Annotated in this window: 17 protein-coding genes, 5 pseudogenes and 1 riboswitch; of the genes and pseudogenes, 21 read left to right on the forward strand and 1 reads right to left on the reverse strand. The window is 54.9% G+C overall.

Annotated features, from left to right (window positions below):
- Positions 1-606 precede the first annotated feature (606 nt).
- The 18 genes and pseudogenes from tmk (at position 607) to JCM12539_RS10570 (ending at position 12,969) form a co-directional block, all read left to right on the forward strand.
- The gene (gene tmk / locus JCM12539_RS10495) at positions 607-1,254 is read left to right on the forward strand and encodes a dTMP kinase (RefSeq protein ID WP_054651310.1); all 648 of its coding nucleotides are present in this window, start codon (positions 607-609) and stop codon (positions 1,252-1,254) included.
- A gap of 20 nt (positions 1,255-1,274) precedes the next feature.
- Complete coding sequence (gene darA / locus JCM12539_RS10500; protein WP_054651312.1) at positions 1,275-1,604, forward strand: cyclic di-AMP receptor DarA; 330 nt, start codon at positions 1,275-1,277, stop codon at positions 1,602-1,604.
- Between the two features lie 54 nt (positions 1,605-1,658).
- Positions 1,659-2,245, forward strand: a pseudogene (gene holB, locus JCM12539_RS14305) (DNA polymerase III subunit delta').
- Entirely contained in the window at positions 2,200-2,577 is a 378-nt protein-coding gene (locus tag JCM12539_RS10515) for a hypothetical protein (RefSeq protein WP_156302181.1), read from the forward strand. Before holB ends, JCM12539_RS10515 begins: the two are co-directional and overlap by 46 nt.
- A 7-nt stretch (positions 2,578-2,584) precedes the next feature.
- Positions 2,585-2,743, forward strand: a pseudogene (locus tag JCM12539_RS15320) (initiation control protein YabA); the annotation flags it as partial.
- 80 nt (positions 2,744-2,823) lie between these two features.
- The gene (locus JCM12539_RS15325) at positions 2,824-2,949 is read left to right on the forward strand and encodes an initiation control protein YabA (RefSeq protein WP_369396107.1); all 126 of its coding nucleotides are present in this window, start codon (positions 2,824-2,826) and stop codon (positions 2,947-2,949) included.
- A gap of 103 nt (positions 2,950-3,052) precedes the next feature.
- A pseudogene (gene rsmI / locus JCM12539_RS10525) lies at positions 3,053-3,918 on the forward strand (16S rRNA (cytidine(1402)-2'-O)-methyltransferase).
- Between the two features lie 15 nt (positions 3,919-3,933).
- Complete coding sequence (locus JCM12539_RS10530; protein WP_054651322.1) at positions 3,934-4,674, forward strand: acyl-[acyl-carrier-protein] thioesterase; 741 nt, start codon at positions 3,934-3,936, stop codon at positions 4,672-4,674.
- 49 nt (positions 4,675-4,723) lie between these two features.
- Positions 4,724-4,826, forward strand: a riboswitch (THF riboswitch).
- Between the two features lie 129 nt (positions 4,827-4,955).
- Complete coding sequence (locus JCM12539_RS10535) at positions 4,956-5,477, forward strand: folate family ECF transporter S component (RefSeq protein ID WP_054651323.1); 522 nt, start codon at positions 4,956-4,958, stop codon at positions 5,475-5,477.
- Positions 5,478-5,675: 198 nt separating this feature from the next.
- On the forward strand, positions 5,676-6,395 hold the full coding sequence (gene tsaB / locus JCM12539_RS10540) for a tRNA (adenosine(37)-N6)-threonylcarbamoyltransferase complex dimerization subunit type 1 TsaB (RefSeq protein ID WP_054651325.1): 720 nt from the start codon (positions 5,676-5,678) through the stop codon (positions 6,393-6,395).
- Entirely contained in the window at positions 6,355-6,948 is a 594-nt protein-coding gene (gene rimI / locus JCM12539_RS10545) for a ribosomal protein S18-alanine N-acetyltransferase (RefSeq protein WP_420835954.1), read from the forward strand. The genes tsaB and rimI overlap by 41 nt, the downstream gene beginning before the upstream one ends.
- Positions 6,945-7,977, forward strand: a pseudogene (gene tsaD, locus JCM12539_RS10550) (tRNA (adenosine(37)-N6)-threonylcarbamoyltransferase complex transferase subunit TsaD). The gene rimI and the pseudogene tsaD overlap by 4 nt, the downstream one beginning before the upstream one ends.
- A 518-nt stretch (positions 7,978-8,495) precedes the next feature.
- Positions 8,496-9,353, forward strand: coding sequence for an FAD-dependent oxidoreductase (locus JCM12539_RS14310; RefSeq protein ID WP_225350353.1), 858 nt, complete (start codon positions 8,496-8,498; stop codon positions 9,351-9,353).
- Complete coding sequence (locus tag JCM12539_RS14315) at positions 9,350-9,841, forward strand: oxidoreductase dimerization domain-containing protein (protein ID WP_225350354.1); 492 nt, start codon at positions 9,350-9,352, stop codon at positions 9,839-9,841. The genes JCM12539_RS14310 and JCM12539_RS14315 overlap by 4 nt, the downstream gene beginning before the upstream one ends.
- 597 nt (positions 9,842-10,438) lie before the next feature.
- Complete coding sequence (locus JCM12539_RS10560; RefSeq protein WP_054651327.1) at positions 10,439-11,299, forward strand: helix-turn-helix domain-containing protein; 861 nt, start codon at positions 10,439-10,441, stop codon at positions 11,297-11,299.
- Positions 11,300-11,362: 63 nt separating this feature from the next.
- Positions 11,363-11,533 carry an HAD hydrolase family protein gene (locus JCM12539_RS14875; protein ID WP_082405492.1) on the forward strand — a complete coding sequence of 57 codons (171 nt, stop codon included), beginning with the start codon at positions 11,363-11,365 and terminating at the stop codon, positions 11,531-11,533.
- Positions 11,520-12,242 carry an HAD hydrolase family protein gene (locus JCM12539_RS10565; RefSeq protein WP_054651329.1) on the forward strand — a complete coding sequence of 241 codons (723 nt, stop codon included), beginning with the start codon at positions 11,520-11,522 and terminating at the stop codon, positions 12,240-12,242. The genes JCM12539_RS14875 and JCM12539_RS10565 overlap by 14 nt, the downstream gene beginning before the upstream one ends.
- Complete coding sequence (locus JCM12539_RS10570; protein WP_054651331.1) at positions 12,175-12,969, forward strand: Cof-type HAD-IIB family hydrolase; 795 nt, start codon at positions 12,175-12,177, stop codon at positions 12,967-12,969. The genes JCM12539_RS10565 and JCM12539_RS10570 overlap by 68 nt, the downstream gene beginning before the upstream one ends.
- Positions 12,970-13,041: 72 nt before the next feature.
- On the opposite strand, the pseudogene JCM12539_RS10575 reads toward JCM12539_RS10570, so the two are convergent.
- A pseudogene (locus JCM12539_RS10575) lies at positions 13,042-14,996 on the reverse strand (ABC-F family ATP-binding cassette domain-containing protein).
- A 357-nt stretch (positions 14,997-15,353) separates the two neighbouring features.
- Between JCM12539_RS10575 and JCM12539_RS10580 the strand changes: the two are divergent.
- The 3 genes from JCM12539_RS10580 to groL all read left to right on the forward strand — a co-directional run bounded on the left by JCM12539_RS10580 (position 15,354) and on the right by groL (position 18,133).
- Entirely contained in the window at positions 15,354-15,995 is a 642-nt protein-coding gene (locus JCM12539_RS10580) for a redox-sensing transcriptional repressor Rex (RefSeq protein WP_054651333.1), read from the forward strand.
- A gap of 175 nt (positions 15,996-16,170) precedes the next feature.
- The gene (gene groES, locus JCM12539_RS10585) at positions 16,171-16,458 is read left to right on the forward strand and encodes a co-chaperone GroES (RefSeq protein ID WP_054651334.1); all 288 of its coding nucleotides are present in this window, start codon (positions 16,171-16,173) and stop codon (positions 16,456-16,458) included.
- A 37-nt stretch (positions 16,459-16,495) separates the two neighbouring features.
- Positions 16,496-18,133 carry a chaperonin GroEL gene (gene groL / locus JCM12539_RS10590; RefSeq protein WP_054651336.1) on the forward strand — a complete coding sequence of 546 codons (1,638 nt, stop codon included), beginning with the start codon at positions 16,496-16,498 and terminating at the stop codon, positions 18,131-18,133.
- Positions 18,134-19,235 lie beyond the last annotated feature (1,102 nt).

Below are 19,235 nucleotides of genomic sequence, written 5' to 3' on the forward strand. Positions count from 1 at the left end.
GAATTGGCTAGCCCGAGAAAACCACTCGGTCTACCCAATTTGATTCCGTAATTCGCTGCGCTCATAACGGAACTACGGGCCTGCAGCCGTCACGGCCAACCGCCCACCACCTCCGCCACACCAGCCGACCAAACCTAGTTGGTGGAGATCCGCTACCGTCTGTACAACTACTGTTGAGGTTAAATTGGGGCTGTGGTACGAGACATACGCATAATAATCTGGTTGCGTTAGTGTTTAAGTTTCTAGTCCTTTTGGTGTTAGGCCCATCGAGGGAACGGGTGCCGGGGGAGTTGGTTGGGGGACGGAGCCGACTGGGACTGGAACGGTGACCGCTGCAAAGGGCATGCCGCCGTAGGAGCCGGAGGCGACGTACGGCGCGACGAACTTAGAGACTGACTGCCCGGGCTTGGCAGGCAGGCTCTAAGTCGCACCGGAAACCGCGGGTTTTGCGGTTGGAGGTTTCGCCCTAGCAGCGGTCACCGCGGAATGTCCCACAAAGGCGCAGTCCCCCAACCAACTCCCCCTGCACGCCCCCCCCGACTCGTGAAACACGACTTTGCTCTGATTAGATAATTACAGTAGAATATTCACAAAGGGGTTGTTGATGTGGCAGGCGTATTTATTACATTTGAAGGACCCGACGGCGCGGGCAAAGACAGCGTTTTGCGCCGGGTGGTCCCGGAACTAACCGCGCACTTGCGGGTGCCGGTACTAGAAACCCGCGAGCCGGGTGGGGCACGGATCTCTGAACATATCCGCGAACTAATTTTGGATCCGGCCAATACCGAAATGGATCCGCGCACCGAGGCCATCCTCTACGCGGCGTCCCGCCGGCAACACCTGGTCGAAGTGATTCGACCAGCTTTGGCGGCAGGCAAAGTCGTCGTTTGTGATCGCTTTGTGGACAGCTCCATTGCCTATCAGGGCGCGGGACGCGGTATCGGTGAGGATGCCGTTGGTGCCCTCAACAACTTTGCCACCGAGGGGTTGACCCCGGCGCTGACCGTTTACCTCGACGTGCCGGCCAGCGTGGGCCTGGCGCGGATTAATGCGCATCGCCGGGATACGCAGTTTGACCGGTTGGACCAAGAAAAGGAAGATTTTCATGACCGTGTGCGTGCTGCCTACTTGAGGTTGGCAGCGGACCACCGCGACCGCATCGTGACCGTGGACGCCACCCAGACACTCGATCAGGTGTGTGCAGATACGCTCGCTGTGTTGCGGACGCACTTGGCAGCTTACTGGCAGGAGTAACTAACTACGGGGGGAAAACTATGAAGCTAATTTTGGCAATCGTGCAGGACAAAGATGCAACTAACCTGAGCTCGGCCTTTGTGGATGCTAACGTGCGGGCCACTAAGCTCAGCACTACTGGCGGCTTTCTCAAAGCGGGTAACACTACCTTTATCATTGGGATTGAGGACGAACGGGTGGATGAGGTACTCGACATCATCAAGGAGAACGGCCAGACCCGGGAACAGTTTATGACTCCACCGATTATGAACGTCGACACGGCCGAGGCCGGCCAGTCGTACCCTATTGAGGTGCAGGTCGGTGGCGCCACCGTCTTTGTCATGCCGGTCGAGTCCTTCCACCAGTTCTAATGGTAATGGCGGAGATTAACCAGTTACAACCAGCTGGTACAGCAATTTCAGAACGTGATCCAGCATGACCGGCTTTCGCAGGCCTACGTTTTTGTGGGCCCACGGGGAAGCGGGCCGAGCGCGTTGGCAACGTGGCTGGCACAACGCCTATTTTGCACCAACCTGCAGGACGGCCAGCCGTGTGGTGAATGTGACGAGTGCCGACGCGTGCTGACTGGTAACCACACCGACGTACTGACCATTAGTCCTGAGGGTACAGCCATCAAAGCCGACGCGGTCCGCGGACTGAAGGAAGAAATGAGTAAGTCGGGGATGGAGGGCAACCGGCGCGTTTTCATTATTGAAGATGCAGACGGATGACGACGGCAGCTGCGAATAGCCTCCTCAAGTTCTTTGAGGAGCCGTATCCGGGCATGCTCATTATTCTGACGACGACGAACAAAAACGGTTTGTTACCGACGGTGCTGTCACGAGCGCAAGTCATCCAGTTTCCCGCTCCGCGCCGTGGGGACATTGAAGACCAGTTGGTTGCTGCTAACGTTGCGCCCAGCTTGGCCAACGTGGTCGCCCGCTTAACGCGTCGGTGGACGGCGGGGTGGAGTTGGCCCAAGATGAGGACTTCGCCAAGCGGGTGCACGTGATGCTACAATTGGTTGACCGCTTGGCAGCGGGGGATGAACTCGCCTTTCCGTTGATTCAAACCGACGTGGTCAAAGCCTGCCCGGATCGTGCAACGCAACGGCAGTTCGTCCAGTTGCTGGCTTTGGCCTATTCCGAAGCCATTAACCGTTGTTATGGTGCGGCCCCGGCTGTGTTCAAGCAGGATGAGGGTGTTGCACACCTGGCGCAACGGGCAGGTACGCACGTTGCGAATGGCCTGCAGCTGGTGTTGGCGGCGGGTACACAGATTGAAAGTAACGTGAATTTTCAGGCCAACATGGAACAATTGGTACTATTAATTTTACGGGGGTAAGTCAGCGATGGCGGATCGGGATGTATTTGAAGAGTTTCAGCAGGCGGCGGACACCGCCAGTGCTTTAGCGCAAAAGCTGGAAAACTTGCGTGAAGATTTTACTGCGGTTCTGGAACAAAATGCAGAGCTGAAAATTGAAAATGAACATCTCCGTGACCGATTACAGGAATTAATCGACCAGATGGCACCCCCAAGGGCAAGCCGTCTCAGGGCGGACTGTCAAAATCGAAGGCTAACCTGGAAAAAATTTACAACGAGGGTTATCACGTTTGCTCATTCCAGTACGGCTCACGTCGAGTTGACGGGGAACCGTGCGCGTTTTGCTCCGCAGTGATATACGCGGACGCGGATGGCGAGCGCAGTGGTAATTGATGTAACTTTGATTGTGGGGTTGTGGCGTTCATGTGGAGTGTCGGGGCAGATATCTGTCCCGGCGTCCTGGGTCACGACCCCATTTTGGTGAAAGGACAAAGCGATGCAGGTACAGAAAAGTTTCGCGGAACACCAGGAGGGGACGCTATACTTGGTGCCCACGCCAATCGGTAATTTGGACGATATGACGGTCCGGGCAATCGATACGTTGCGGTCGGTGGACCTGATTGCAGCCGAGGATACGCGGCATACCGGCCAATTGTTAAGCCACTTTGGTATTGATACTCGCCAGATCAGCTTCCACGAACATAATACGCAGCAGCGGATCCCTGAACTGCTGGACAAGTTGCGGGCGGGCGCTAATATTGCGCAGGTAAGTGACGCGGGGATGCCGTCAATCAGCGACCCTGGCACGGAGCTGGTGGCGGCTGCGACCGCCGCAGGCATTGCCGTGGTGCCGCTGCCAGGACCGAACGCCGGCCTCACTGCGCTCATCGCGTCGGGATTGCGCCGCAGCCGTTCACTTTTTACGGCTTTTTGCCCCGCAAAGCGACGGAGCAAGCCGCGACTTTGGCTAGCTGGGTGCACCATCCTGCCACGATGATTTTCTACGAGGCCCCGCATCGACTGGCCAAAACTTTGGCGACGATGGCCGACGTTTTTGGTGGGGATCGACGCGCAGTGGTCGCGCGAGAGTTAACCAAGAAGTTTGAGGAGTTCAGTCGCGGTACGCTGGCGGAACTACAGGCGGTGGCCGCTAATCCCCGCGGGGAGTACGTCATTATGGTGGCTCCCGGGGATGGCGTGCAGTCCGGGGCCACGGATGACGCGCCCACGGGTACCGTGATTGAGCAAGTCCAAGCCATCATTGATGGTGGGGCGGCCCCCAACGCGGCCATCAAGCAGGTGGCGAAGCGGCTGGGCATCCCCCGGCAGGACGTGTATAACGAATTTCATGGTATTGAGTAGACAAGGAGGCATTGTGTGCGTTATTCGGAAGACTACCAGGTACCATTTTTCATGGGTACGACAACGGGCGATATTAGCGTGGCGGATACCGTCAACATCATGATGTTGGTGTCGGAACACCAGTTGGACGAATTGAATATCGGGGTGGCCGGACTGGCGGAGTATGGTGCTGGTTGGGTCATTACCCAAAACCAGATGGAGATTAACCGTCTGCCGCGAGTGGACGAACGGTTACACGTTTGGACCGAGGCCACGTCCTATAACCGGCTGTTGTGCTACCGAACCTACGGCATTGACGATCTGGATGGCAACAACATTGCGCTCATTCACAGCACCTGGGTGATGTTTGACCTGCAAAAACGGAAAATCATGCCCATCATTGATGCCATTGCGGCGCCGACGGGAGCGGTGAAGAGTGCCAAAGTCGAACGGTTACCGCGCGTGACGAAGATGGGCGCTGCCGATGGTGCCCGGGATTACCGGGTACGCTACTTTGACATAGACTTCAACGGTCACGTCAACAACGTCCACTACTTTGACTGGCTTTGCGATAGCCTGGGGAACGACTGGTTACAGAAAAATCGTCCGGTCAGCGTGAACATTAAGTACGAGCAGGAGGTCGGACCCGACGACACCACCACGGCGGCGTTCCAGCACGTCCAGGATACTGGCACCACGACGACTTTGCACCGCATCACCACCGGCGACGTGGTCAACGCGATTGCAGAAATATCCTGGACCCCCTTGCAGAAATAAAGGTAGCCGTGGTACGCTTAACAGGTAAGTTATTGGCTTACAAAAAAAATAAGGAGTAGGTATGCACGCGTTAAGTGCCGGTGGAACGGAATGTGAACACCGGACGAAGCTCCCGCCATGCGGGGCGCGGTGTGTGTACCGCATTCGTCTTAGATTAGGCTACGTCACACCCATTCCGTACCGTGACGGTGTGCGACGGTTGATTGATTGTTGCGTGGGTACTAGTAGTAGTGCACACAGCGTGGCCTGCCCTTTGGCGTCTCCCCAAGGAGATGGCTACAATGCAAATATTGAGTTTACGTTCGCCGCGTTTGAACACGCGGTCGATGGCGTTCCTGGCGCTACTAATGGCGTTGGAATTGGTGCTCGCCCGATTTTCGGTGGGGACTGACTTCCTCAAGATTAGCCCGGCGTTCATCGCAACGGCCCTCATGGGTTATTATTTTGGCCCGTGGTGGGCAGCAGCGGCTGCGGCTATTTTGGACCAGGTCGGGTTTGTCCTGTTTGGTAGCGGGGCCGATTTTCTCGGTTACACGCTATCGGCAGCGGTCGCGGCCGCAATCTACGGGATGTTTTTCCACGAACACAGTGCCAGTGTGTGGCGGGTGGCGGTAGCGACTTTGCTGGTTATCGCACTGGTGAACGTGGTGTTAGGCACCTGGTGGTTGGTTATGATGGGCTTTGATCTCAAAGTAATCCTCTGGCCGCGGGTGATTAAAAACCTCATAGAATTGCCAATCCAGGCGATTCTCATTTACGGGGTACTCAAAGGGGTGACGGCGGTACGGCCATCACTCGCATGATGAACGAATTTAAAGCCTGAGTGGTGCACGTGTTGGTGCCGCGTTCAGGTAATGAGGGAGCCGGTAATGGCTCTTTTTTTATTTTGGCGAGGATAATGTGCTGTCGCGCGGCATTGCGCGGGTCACTAGTGACCAATAAACAGTATGATTGTGGTAAACTAGGTGCAAATATCTTTTTGTAAAGGGGGGAAATGTGCAATGAAAATACTTGCTATCGATACTTCCAATAAGGCCATGAGCGTTGCCGTTACCGATAACGGTGAGGTGTTGGGCGAGACCACTTTGAACCACGCCCGCTCGCATAGTGGGCAGTTACTGCCGGTAATTGAACAGTTAATGAGTCAAAGTGGCGTTGAGCCTACCGCACTGGACCGCGTGGTTGTTGCGGCCGGGCCGGGTAGTTACACTGGCCTGCGTATTGGCGTAACGACGGCCAAGACTTTGGCGTACACCCTCAATATCCAGTTGGTCGGTGTCTCTAGTCTAGCGGTGCTGGCGGCTAACGTACGTGACACGCACGCGTTGGTGTTGCCGCTGATGGACGCACGCCGTCAGAACGTCTTTGCGGGCGGGTATCAGTGGGTTGATGGGCGCCTCCGTAACGTGATTCAGGACCGGCACATCGCGCTCACCACGTTGGTGGATGAAGTCCAGGCGTTGCGTCAGCCGGCCGTTTTTGTCGGTGCGGATGCCACAATGCGGGAAAACATCCTGGCACGGCTAGGTCACGGGGCGCGCTTCGCTGACGATGTGGCGGCGTTACCGCGTGGTAGTCGACTGGCCCAGTTGGGAACGGAATTGCCGCCAATCGACATTGACAGCTTTGTGCCCCGGTACTTGCGGGTCACGGAGGCTGAACGCAATTGGCTGCAGACGCATGACAATCAAGGGTCTGATCATTATGTGGAAAAGGTTTAGGGTGTGGATTGACCAGCTAAATACGGCGGAACTCGCCTTTAGTGCGCGCACGGTGACGGTGGCCACGGAGCAAATTATTTTGCGCCAAATGACTGCCGCTGATATTGGTGCGGCCTTAGACATTGAGCGCGACGTGTATGGTGACACACCGTGGGACCGATTCGTCTTTCTATCGGAGTTACAAAAGGTGCGGTCGCGGTTATACGTGGTCGCGGTGAACATGGCCGGCCGCGTGGTGGGCTTTGTGGGCACATCGTTCCGCGGTGCGGAAGCCCACATTACGAACTTAGCGGTGGCTTCTGATTATCAGCATCACGGGTTGGGGAAAACCTTGCTGGAAGCGATGATTGGGGTTGCGCGAGCCCATAATGACACCCGCATGACGTTAGAAGTGCGGACCGACAATACCAATGCGCAACAGTTGTACCGTAGTCTTGGATTTCGCGACGGGCACATTAAGCGTAATTACTACGCCTCCACGCATCAGGACGCCCTGGATATGCGCTTGGAGTTGAGCCCTGCGCGTGCAGAGATGGAGAATGGCAAAGCATGAGTGAACACGAATTAATTTTATCGTTTGAATCCAGTTGTGACGAAACCTCCGTGGCGGTCATTGAAGATGGCCACGTAATTTTGAGTAACATTATCGCCACCCAGATTAACAGCCACAAGCGGTTTGGTGGCGTGGTGCCGGAGGTTGCGAGTCGCCACCACGTGGAGCAGATTACCATGATCATTGACGACGCCCTCCGTACGGCCCACGTGAACTACGACGACTTGGACGCCGTGGCGGTAACGTACGGACCGGGGCTGGTGGGCTCCCTCCTTGTGGGTGTGACGGCGGCAAAGACGATTGCGTACGCACACCACTTGCCGCTGATTCCGGTGAACCATATGGCGGGGCACATTTACGCGGCGGCGTTTGTGACGACTTTGCAGTACCCATTTTTGGCGTTGATGGTTTCGGGCGGGCACACGGAGATTGTGTACGTGGACGCGCCGGGGCACTTCAACGTCATTGGCGAGACGCGGGATGACGCGGCGGGTGAGGCTTACGACAAAGTGGGCCGGATTCTCGGGATTAATTATCCCGCTGGTAAGGAGATGGACACGCTGGCGCACCAGGGTCAGGACACGTTCAACTTCCCGCGGGCGATGATGCACGAAGATAACTTGGACTTTAGCTTTAGCGGGTTAAAGTCGGCGTTCATAAACACGGTGCACCATGCGGACCAGGTCGGCGACAAGTTAGACCGGGCAGATTTAGCGGCTAGTTTTCAGGCAGCGTGGTGGACGTGTTAATTGACAAGACGATGCGGGCGTTAGAGACGCACCCGGTGAAGCAGTTGATTGTGGCCGGGGGCGTGGCGGCCAACCAGGGTTTGCGCGAGGCGTTGAACGCCAGATGGCGGTACGTTTTCCGGAAGTGGAGATGGTATTTCCACCTTTACGGTTATGCGGTGACAACGGTGCGATGGTCGGGGCGGCGGCGCATATTGAATGGGCCAAGGGCGTGACGGCGGGACCGGATTTGAATGCGGTGCCGGGACTGGATTTTGAGAGAGCGGAGCAGGCCGTTTAGAAGACAGAACATAAGGCACTCCAACCGAAAGGCCCGGTTTTGGCCTTTTGGTTGGAGTGCCTTATGTGGCGTCTTCTGGCCTGCGCAGCTCGTTTTAAAATTGAGTCAAAACGCGGGAACGGTGTGGCGTTTACCGCCTATGTAATGGAGCCCGCACTTGGATTTTTGTTCGGAGCTGCTTATACGTCGGTTTCTGCGGGGCGCAGCTTGTTTCAAAATTGAGCCATAACGCGAAGACAGGGTGGCGTTTACCACCCAAAATCCCGTTAGATCGACTACAATTCATCCCCACAGTAACTTATTGTTCTCCAAAACAAAACATTCCTATTCGCCCTAATGGCCCCTGCATCCCAATGCAAACGTGCCGTCAGGGCTTTTTCTTGCCCGCAAGCCAGGAGGACGCCGGCTTGCAATCGCTCCCCGGAACACTAATAATCAGATAGTAAGCGGCGCGTACCACGGGACGCCGAATAGTACACAACTAACTGTTCAGGAATGCACGAAGAAGGAGACTCACTATGGCGGATTATGATTATGATTACGATGTTGTGATTATCGGTGCGGGGCCTGGTGGCTTAGCGGCTGCGTACGGCTTGGCATCGTCCCAGCACGTGTTGGTGGTGGAAAATAATTTGTGGGGTGGAACCTGTCCCAACTTTGGTTGCGACCCGAAGAAGATGCTGTACGGTGTAGTCGAAGCTCAACGCCAGGTACGGAACTATCAGGATAGCGGTTTGACCGGGCACCCCAGCGTTAACTGGGCCGACATGATGGCCTTCAAGCGTAGCTATACAGACGGGGTTCCCGGCGGCACCGAGCAGGGGTTGGCGGGTGCAAATATTGATCACATCCACGGTACGGCGACATTCCGTGATGCCCACACGTTGGCGGTTGGCGACCGGGTGGTGACTACTGACAAAGTGGTGGTTGCAACCGGCGCACACGCAAACATCCCCGACATACCGGGGAAGGAGCTACTATCGACGAGTACCGATTTCCTCGCCTTGCCGGACCGGCCACAGAGCATTGGATTCATTGGCGCGGGCTACGTGGCGGTTGAACTGGCTAACATCGCAGCCGAGGCTGGCGTGGCCGTGCACGTTTTTCAGCACAACCGGCGGCTACTGCGTGCCTTTCCGGAAGAATACTCTGATCGCGTCGCTGAACAGTTGCGTGCCAAAGGGGTGCAGTGGCATTGGGACACCGAGATTGCTAGTGTTCGCTCTGGTGCAGACGGTGGCGTAGTGGCGGTGACTGCGCACGGCGAGGAAGTAGCTTTGGATTACCTGGTGGCCGCAGCTGGTCGAGGGGCCAACATTGAAAAACTCAACCTAGAGGCCGCGGGCGTGGAGTACAGCGGGGTGGCATTCAGGTGAATGAGCATCTCCAAAGCAGTGCAGCCAACGTCTTCGTGATTGGTGATGCTGTGGCTAAGCGAATTCCGAAGTTGACGCCGACTGCTAGCTTTGAGGGGCGGTACGTTACGGGCGCGATCAATGGGGACGCGGCTCCCATCAACTACCCGGTGGTGCCGCACACGGTCTTTGCCGGACCCGAGTTGGCGCAGGTAGGCGTGTCGTTGGATGAGGCTCAGGCGCATCCAGATACGTATGAGGTGCTGACCCAGGACGTGGGCAGTTGGTATACTTACCACCGGATTCGTGATGACAATGCGCGCGTGACGACTATTACGGAGCGGGCCAGCGGGCAGTTGGTGGGGGCAATTGCTTTGGCGACGAATGCCGAGGAATTGATTAACTACTGCACCGGTATCATTACGCAGGGGTTGCCGGCGAGCGCGTTGCAGCAGTGGATTCCGGTATACCCGAGTGTGGCTAGTGATTTGGGGTACTTCTACAACTAGTCTATCTAACAGATTGTGCAATTAGTGTGGATGTAGCAACGTGACCAAATACTAAATCACGGACTTTTAATTTGAAATAAACGTTGGTCAGCAAAGATGCTGCCCAACGTTTTTGTTTTTCACGGTAAATATCCTGAACAATACCATTTCACTCAAAGTATTCCAAAATTGTTTGTGATGCGGGTATGCTAACCAATTATCGGGAACCGCGGGTGGGGTTTGGGGTGGAGGTGTCGTGCCCGGAGACGTGGTTGCTGCGACCCCAGAGCGCTGTTCGAGCGAAGCGAGTTACAGCGGCAGATAATTGAGATTGAGTGTACTTCTCAAACTCAATTATCCGCGGGAGGACGGAACGTCCAGAGCGTGCGGGTGTAGCAATCACGGCGTAGGGAACGTAAGCCGTAGCCCCAAACCCCAGCCGCGAGTTCATAACCACCAGGATAGCGCCTTATCGGATAGAGTCATTTTGTTATCTCCACGAACAAATTTATTGCTAAATTAATGTACATATCCCCATATTGATGGGTTGGACGCGCTTGCACCAACATTCACCGTCTGGTACGGTTTGTTTTAGATTGCGAATGGAGGACGACTAAAATGAAGATCGTTCACGAAATCGTGCAAACGGCGCCGCACCTGCCGTTTAAGTACTACCTGCACGATGAGTCTACGCGGGTTGAGGTTGCACCGCACTGGCATCAGGGTGTTGAGGTCAACATGCTGATTGAGGGCATGCCGTTGAAGTTTGTGACCGACGGGGTGACCCATGAATACGTGCCTGGAGATGTTTGGGTGGTCAACTCCCGCGCTGTACACAGCGCGAGTGGGTTTGATAACGGCGGATGGCGTGAATTTGGGTTCATCGTTGACGCGGACTTCATGGCCGAAAACTATCCGGACCTCCCCAGCGTGGAGTTGCGCCTGCACGGTGCGGTTGCGGCGGCATCATACCGGAAATTGTTGCGACACATGCAGTCGATGATGGAACTGGTGGACGCGACGGCTGATCCGGCGATACGGTTGGTGGTATTAGGCCACTTCTTTGCCATCCTGGGCATTTTGTTCAGTGATTATAAGCACGGCAAAGTCGCGGTGGCTGTGAATGATAACGCGGGGCTGGTGGATACCATGATGGGTGCCATCATGCAGCGGTACGCGGAACCCATTACGGGTCGGTCGCTGGCGGAGGAATTTCACGTTTCCCTGACAACCGTCAATAATCAATTTAACGATGCCATTCAGATGCCCATTAGCCGCTATATTCGGTTGGTACGGTTGCTCAATGCCCGGAAGATGTTGTTGGGGACTGACCAGCCAGTGAACTACGTGGCGTCTGCGTGCGGATTCAGTGGTGATAAGACGTTGACGCGTAACTTTAAGCAGTGGAAAGGTGTGACGCCGTCCGTTTACCGAGCCCGGTACGCCCGTTTCCACGAAAAGGACACCAATCGCTGTTAAAAATGTCCCCCATTGTTACCGCTACCATGTTAAATTGTATATACAATTTAACGGAGGTGGCCAATGATAAAACTAATTGCAATTGATGTCGACGATACGCTACTTAATCCTGAGGGTAAGCTCACCAACACTACGGCCGCAGCGTTGCGGGAAGCCGCTATGCGTGGAGCGCACATTGTTTTGTGCACTGGGCGGCCGCTGGTAGGTGTGCGGGATTTTTTTGGCGGCCATTAATATCGATGGTCCTGAGGAGTATGCCATCACGTACAATGGTGCGGTGGTCCAGAATTTGGCCGGCAGGGTCCTGGTTAGTCACACACTGACGCGGTCAGACTACATCGATTTGGCGGCGTTCGCGGATAACCACAACGTGCACTACAATGCTCTGGACTTATCGGGACGGGTGTTCACTGGCAATACTGACGTTGGGGCCATTACGGTGGTGCAAGCGTGGGAAAACCATGCCGGACTCTCGGTGGTCAATCCGCAGGCGCTCCCGGCGGCCATTGTGATTCCCAAGTTTCTGTTTGTTGACCCTGCGCCGCAGTTGGACACCATTGTTCAGCCGTTTGCCGACCACTTTGGGGACCGGTTTGCGACGGTGCGGTCCACGCCGGTATTCTTTGAGGCGATGCAACCCAGGGTGGACAAGGGCACAGCGCTGCAATCGTTGTGTGCGACTTTGGGCTACGGTGCTGAGGAAGTTTTGGCGATTGGCGACGAGCTGAACGACCTGCCAATGTTTGATTTCGCCGGGACCGCGGTGGCGATGGGTAACGCGCGTGATCAGGTTGTGGCGGCGGCTGATTGGGTCACTGCGATAATGCGCATGACGGGGTCGCCGTGGCTGTTCGTAAATATATGGGGGATTAATAATGAAACAGCCAAAGTTAGTGGCAGTGGATATGGACGGTACATTTTTAAACGACGCGATGGATTATGACCGCGAACACTTTGCACGGTTGCACCAGCGGATGCAGGAACAGGGTATCCGCTTCGTGGTTGCCAGCGGGAACCAGTACTACCAACTACGCTCATTCTTTACGGATTATCCCGACACCATTTACGTGGCCGAAAACGGCGCGTACATCCGGGACGAGCATCGGGAGTATGCCATCAACCGGTATGCTAGCTCGACTGCGGCCACAATCATTGCGCGGTTGGCGACGGTGCCGGACATTCACGTCGTAGTTTGCGGCGTCAAGAGCGCCTACGTGTTGGCGGACGAACGGCCGGAGTGGATCGCCGATGTGCGGCGGTATTACTACCAGCTGGAGTTAGTGGACAGCTTTGATGATTTGGATGACGAGCTGATTAAGTTTGCCATCAGCTGTCCGCCAGATGAGACCGACGCATTGGTCCACCGCTTTGAACAACTGATGGACGGCCTGGCCGTACCCGCTTCGAGTGGTCACGGGGATATCGACCTCATCCAACCAGGTGTGCACAAAGCCGCTGGGTTGCAGCAGCTGGGCCAGGTGCTAAACGTTGATTTGGCGGATATGTGCGCCTTTGGAGATGGTGGCAACGACCTGGAGATGATCCGTGAGGTGGGTTTGGGTGTCGCCATGGCCAATGCTAGTGATGCGGTCAAAGCCGTTGCGGACGCCGAGACCGCCGATAACAACACCCAGGGGGTATTAACGTTTCTCGACCAGCTATTAGGTTAGCGGCAAGCATAAAAAGAAGGTAGTGCGAACGTACCCGCGGTTTGGCGGTCGTTCACACTACCTTCTTTGGTGTTATTCGTTATCTTCGAGGGCCATCCCCGCAGCTTCCCATTCGGCTTCGGCGTCGGCCAGTTGTGCATCCAACGCGTCGACGTCCTTTTGCATGTCCTGTAGCTTGATGGCGGCAGTCGCATTCTCCGGTAGGGCCATGGCGTCGAGGATGGTTTGCTTCTGGGCCTCCAATTCCTCAATGGCTTTTTCGGCGGCATCCACGCGGCGTTGCAACTTCCGCTGGGCCTTTTGGTCGGCTTTGGCCGCGGCATAGTCCGCCGCACCCTGGCTGTTCGTCGTCTGCTTCTGCGCCGTACTCGTACCAAAGACACCCAGGTGGTCTGCCCCGTCCGTGGGTTCGTCTTCGTTTTGCTTTTCCTGGTAGTAGTCCCAGTTACCCAGAATGGTTTCGCTACCCGCTGGACTAAGCACCACCAGCCGGTCCGCTAAGTCATTGATGAAGTAACGGTCGTGGCTGACGAAGAGGACGGTGCCATCGAAGCTTTCTAGGGCTTGTTCGAGCACTTCCTTACTGTTGATATCGAGGTGGTTAGTCGGTTCGTCCAGGATAAGGAAGTTATCGTGGTCCATGGCTAGCTTGGTCATGAGCAGTCGGGCTCGTTGCCCCCCGGAAAGCGAAGCCACCGTTTTGTCCACGTCGCCCGCACCCAAGAGGAAGGCGGCCAGTGCGGAACGGATGTCCTTTTCAGGGGTGGTCGGGTGTTCCTGCCAGACTTCTTCCAGCACAGTATTTTTGGGGTTCAGTGACGCTTGATCTTGGTCGTAGTACCCGGGCTGGACGTTGGCGCCCAGTACGGCGTCGCCCTTCAGGAAGGGGATGCGCCCCAGCACACTTTTAAGCAAAGTCGATTTGCCCACACCGTTGGGGCCGACAATGCCAATCCGTTCGCCCTTGTTGACCGTGAAGTCGATGGGACCCGCCATGGGATCGTCAGGCGCATACCCAATCGTGGCGTTCTGGACTTTGAGCACTTCATTACCACTGGATTTATCAGCGGTGAAGTGGAAGTGGGCGGATTGCTCACCAGTTGGGCGTTCCAGGCGGTCCATCTTTTCCAGCTGCTTACGCCGACTCTGCGCCTGCTTGGTTGAGCTGGCCCGGACGATGTTCTTGTCCACAAATTCTTGCAGTTTTGCAATTTCTTCCTGTTGCTTGTTGTAAGCCTTCCACGCCTGGTCCAGGTTGGCCGCCCGCTGCTGCCGATACTGTGTGTAGTTACCGGTATAGTGCGTGGCGCCGCGGGGAGCCAGCTCGTACACCTCGTTAATGGTATGGTCGAGGAAGTACTGGTCGTGGCTGACGATCAGGATGGCGCCGTTATAGCCGCGCAGGTAGCCTTCCAACCAGCCGAGCGTGTCGATGTCGAGGTGGTTCGTCGGTTCGTCGAGAATAATGAGGTCGTGCCGTGAGAGCAACATTTTGGCTAGCGCGAGTCGGCTGCGCTCACCACCGGATAGGGTGCTGATCTGGTCGTGGTAGCGTTCGGGAGCAAAGTTGAACCCGGACAGCACGTTGCGAATCTCCGCCTCGTAACCGTAACCGTTTTGTTCGCGGAAGTCGTTACTGAGCTGATCGTACTGTTTGAGGGTAGCGGCGTATGCTTCGGGATCGTCCGCAGTGGCCGGATCAGCAATTTGTTCTTCGAGTGTGTGGAGTTGACGTTCCATGGCCCTGAGGGTGGCAAAGCCGTTGAGCATCTCGCGTAAATTTCTTTGCCCGAGTCAAGTCCTGAGTTTTGCGCCAGGTAGCCGACGCTTAAGTTTTTGCGGCTGGTCACTGCGCCGTAATCCGGTTCGGTGATGCCCGCGAGAATCTCGAGTAGGGTGGTTTTGCCAATACCGTTCGGCCCGACGAGACCAATCCGGCTATTGTCCTGAATTTGTAAGTTAACGTTTGTGAAGAGGTCGATGCCATCAAAACTGCGGCCGACACTCTGTGCCTGTAATAAAATCAATGTGTTTAACCTCATCGGGTGCGACTGAGACAGCCGTACCGTTATCGTGGTGCAAAATAATTACTTCCAATATAGCATATTCGGCCTCCTTGCCCCTACGATTACCGGGGAAATATTTCTTTGCGGTGAGTAGACCGTAACGTGATAAACCAAACAAGACGGAAACAGCGTGGTGGTACATATTTTAACGTGGTCATCATTAGATAAGATGTAGCAGATTGGACGTGTAGTTAAGCGGGGGACTATTGGGTGACAGAAATAACGGACAACAATTGCACAATCTCAATGAAAACGCTTGAATTATGCTGTTAAACCGGTTAACATGATAATGAAAAACTATGTATAGGGGGTTGAGGCATGGCTGTAGGCAAAATACCACACGCGACCGCGAAACGGTTGCCGATTTATTACCGTTACTTGAATATTCTGGCTGATGAGGGCGTTGAGCATATTTCCTCCCGTGATTTTGCGGTACGGATAAATATCGATGCGACCACCATCCGCCGGGACTTTGCGTACTTTGGGCAGCTGGGAACGCGCGGCTTTGGCTACAACGTGCACAGCTTACTCCGGTTCTTCCGTAAGGCTTTGTACCAGGATCACCTCACGCACGTGGCGTTAATCGGGGTGGGCAACCTGGGGCGTGCCTTGCTCAACTATAACTTCCAACAGACCAACAATATTCGCATCAGCGCCGCCTTTGATACCGACCCTAAAATTACGGGGACCATTCAGACGGGGGTGCCGGTGTACTCAATGGCGGATTTGGAGCAGCAGATTAAGGACCAGCAGATTAAGATTGCCATCCTGGCTACGCCGGTGACCGCCGCGCAGGACATTACGGATGCGCTCGTGGAGGCGGGAGTTGAAGGCATAATGAACTTCTCGACCACGCGGGTGAACGTACCCGCAAGCGTGGATGTCAAGTATATTGACTTGGCCAACGAATTACAGTCACTAATTTTCTTCGTCGCGAATCGGGACGAACGATTTGAATAATGTCGTTGTACGCGTCGCGCTGGCGGCGTTTTTGTTTACCCTAATTCAGGGTTAGAAAAAAAATTAGCACTCCCTGTTGCATTTTGCTAACAACATGGTATAGTAAGAATTGTGTTAGCACTTAAAACAAACGAGTGCTAAAAATCAATCAAAAAAAATTCTTGGAGGGATTATCTTGCTGAAACCATTAGGAGATCGTGTTGTCGTTCAGGTCGAGGAAGAAAAGGAACAAACCGTTGGCGGTATTGTTCTTGCTAACAACGCGAAGGAAAAGCCAACGACTGGTAAGGTAATTGCTGTTGGTGCCGGTGCCACGACACCAGAAGGCAAGCGGCTACCAATGTCCGTCAAGGAAGGCGACGTCATCATGTATGACAAGTATGCCGGTTCCCAAGTGAAGTTTGATGGCGAAGATTACCTGATTCTCCACGACAAGGACATCATGGCAATCGTTGAAGACTAAGTCGTAACGAACTAATTTACTGAGGTGAATAATAGACATGGCTAAAGACATTAAGTTTTCTGAAGACGCACGGGCAGCAATGCTGCGTGGTGTGGACAAGTTGGCAAACACCGTTAAGACCACCATTGGTCCTAAGGGTCGTAACGTTGTTTTGGACAAGGAATACGGCGCACCAGAAATCACTAATGATGGTGTGACGATTGCTAAGTCCATTGAGTTGGAAGACCGTTACGAAAACATGGGTGCCAAGCTAGTAGCAGAAGTAGCTTCCAAGACTAACGACATTGCCGGTGATGGTACGACTACCGCCACGGTTTTGGCTCAGGCCATCATCCGTGAAGGTATGAAGAACGTGACTGCTGGTGCTAACCCAGTGGGTATCCGCAAGGGTATCGAGTTGGCCACTGAGGCCGCTGTTGATGCTTTACACAAGAACTCCCACAAGGTTTCCAACCAGGAAGAAGTTGCACAGGTTGGTGCCGTTTCCTCCGCTAGTGAAGAAGTTGGTAAGTTGATCGCCGAGGCCATGGAGGAGGTTGGCCACGACGGTGTTATTACCATTGAGGAAGGCAAAGGTATCAAGACGGAGCTATCCGTTGTTGAGGGGATGCAGTTCGACCGCGGCTACCTGTCCCAGTACATGGTTACTGACAACGACAAGATGGAAGCCGACTTGGACAACCCGTACATCCTGATTACCGACAAGAAGATTAGCAACATCCAGGACATTTTGCCATTGCTGCAGCAGATTGTGCAGCAGGGTAAGTCCCTCCTGATCATTGCTGATGACGTTGATGGTGAGGCTTTGCCAACCCTGGTATTGAACAAGATTCGTGGTACGTTCAACGTGGTTGCCGTTAAGGCCCCTGGCTTCGGTGACCGTCGTAAGGCGCAGCTGGAAGACATCGCCGTTCTGACTGGTGCCCAGGTGATCAGCTCAGACATCGGTATGGAACTGAAGGACACGACCTTGGAACAGTTGGGCCAGGCTGGCAAGATTACCGTTACCAAGGATGACACCACGATTGTTGAAGGCGCTGGTACTAAGGACGCCATCGACGAACGTGTCGCTACCATCAAGTCCCAGATTGAGGACACGACCAGCGACTTTGACCGTGAAAAGTTGCAGGAACGTCTGGCTAAGTTAGCTGGTGGTGTTGCCGTCGTTAACGTCGGTGCTGCTACTGAAACTGAGTTGAAGGAACGTAAGTACCGGATTGAAGACGCCCTGAACGCAACCCGTGCTGCGGTTGAAGAAGGCTACGTGGCCGGTGGTGGTACTGCTTTGGCTAACGCCATTCCAGCAGTTGCTGCGTTGAAGGAAAGTGGCGACGTGCAGACTGGTATCAACATTGTGCAGCGTGCCCTTGAGGAACCAGTTCGTCAGATTGCTGAAAACGCTGGTCTAGACGGTTCCGTGATTGTTGAGCACCTGAAGAGCCAGGAAGTTGGTGTTGGTTACAACGCTGCTAGTGGTGAATGGGAAGACCTCGCCAAGAGTGGGATTATCGACCCAACCAAGGTTACGCGTTCCGCACTACAGAACGCCGCTTCCGTTGCAGCCCTGATGCTGACAACTGAAGCCGTAGTTGCTGACATTCCGGACAAGAATGGCAACAACAACCCTGCAGCCGGTGCTGGTGCCCCCGGCGCGGGCATGGGCGGCATGATGTAATCACCGCTCCCCTAGATTAAGCAAAGCCGACCCGCAACTGTGGATCGGCTTTTTGCATGCAGTGGTGCCGGCAGCGTAGGCCGGACCGGTGAGCTGCGGCTTCCGTGGGGCGCTCCGCGGTAACCGCAGCTGGAGTGGGCACGAACACGCGGGCGGACTTTGGGACTGCGGCCTACGTGTCCTGCGCCGTGGATTGATACGGTAGTGGCTGGCGGCAGCGTTTGTCGGACCGGTGAATTGCGGCTTACGTGGGGTGCTCCATGGTAATCCACTGATAGGGCGAAACCTCCAACTCACCAAACCCGGGTGAGTTTCCGGTGCGATTTCGAGCCCATCCGGAGGACCACCGGCTGGTCTCGAAACTCGTCGCGCAGTACGTCGCCTGCGGCTCCTACTGCGTTACACCCCAGCAGTGGTTACCATTCCGACCCCACACGCCTCCACTCACCGGACCGACCGACGCGGCCTTACGCTACTGTGGGAACTACGTCTCCGGACACGACGCCTCCGTCCCAAAGCCCGACGGTGGGTTCCCAATACATTGTGGTAGCGTCTACTATGTCCACAATCCTTTGTGCGCCATGTCGATTAACGTGGATTAACCGTAATGTTGCAATTACGCCCATGGAGTAGTGGTTGTGTTTCAAGGCATAGCTTAGTTTCCTGCTAGGTTTAAAGAGATAATAGTTAGCTAGTCGCAATGGTAAATAAACTTAGAGGGTTCGGTTAAAGCAAGTAATCGGTGTACAGTTTGTGAGATTTGATCGGTTGGTGTAGTAGGATTAGATCTTGCTTCTTTTCGCAATGTTCAATAGCGACTAATCTTTCGGATGATATTCAAAGTAACGAGTGCCGGCAAAGTGGCGGTGGGGTGGAGGTGTCGTGCCCGGAGAAGTGGTTGCTACGTTAGTAGTCAGAGGCCGCGTCGGTCGGGTTGGTGAGTGAAGGCGTGTGGGCCGGAGCGGTAACCACTGCTCGGGGAACACAGGCAGTTTGCGCTTTAGCGCTTACTGCGTGTTTCTCGCAGGAATGGCGTAGCCAGTCCGAGAGCTCCATAGGCTTTAGCCATTAGAACGCGACGAATTCTGAGACTGACCGGTGC

Origin of the sequence: Lacticaseibacillus pantheris DSM 15945 = JCM 12539 = NBRC 106106 (assembly GCF_001311175.1) — a bacterium.
Lineage (GTDB): Bacteria > Bacillota > Bacilli > Lactobacillales > Lactobacillaceae > Lacticaseibacillus > Lacticaseibacillus pantheris.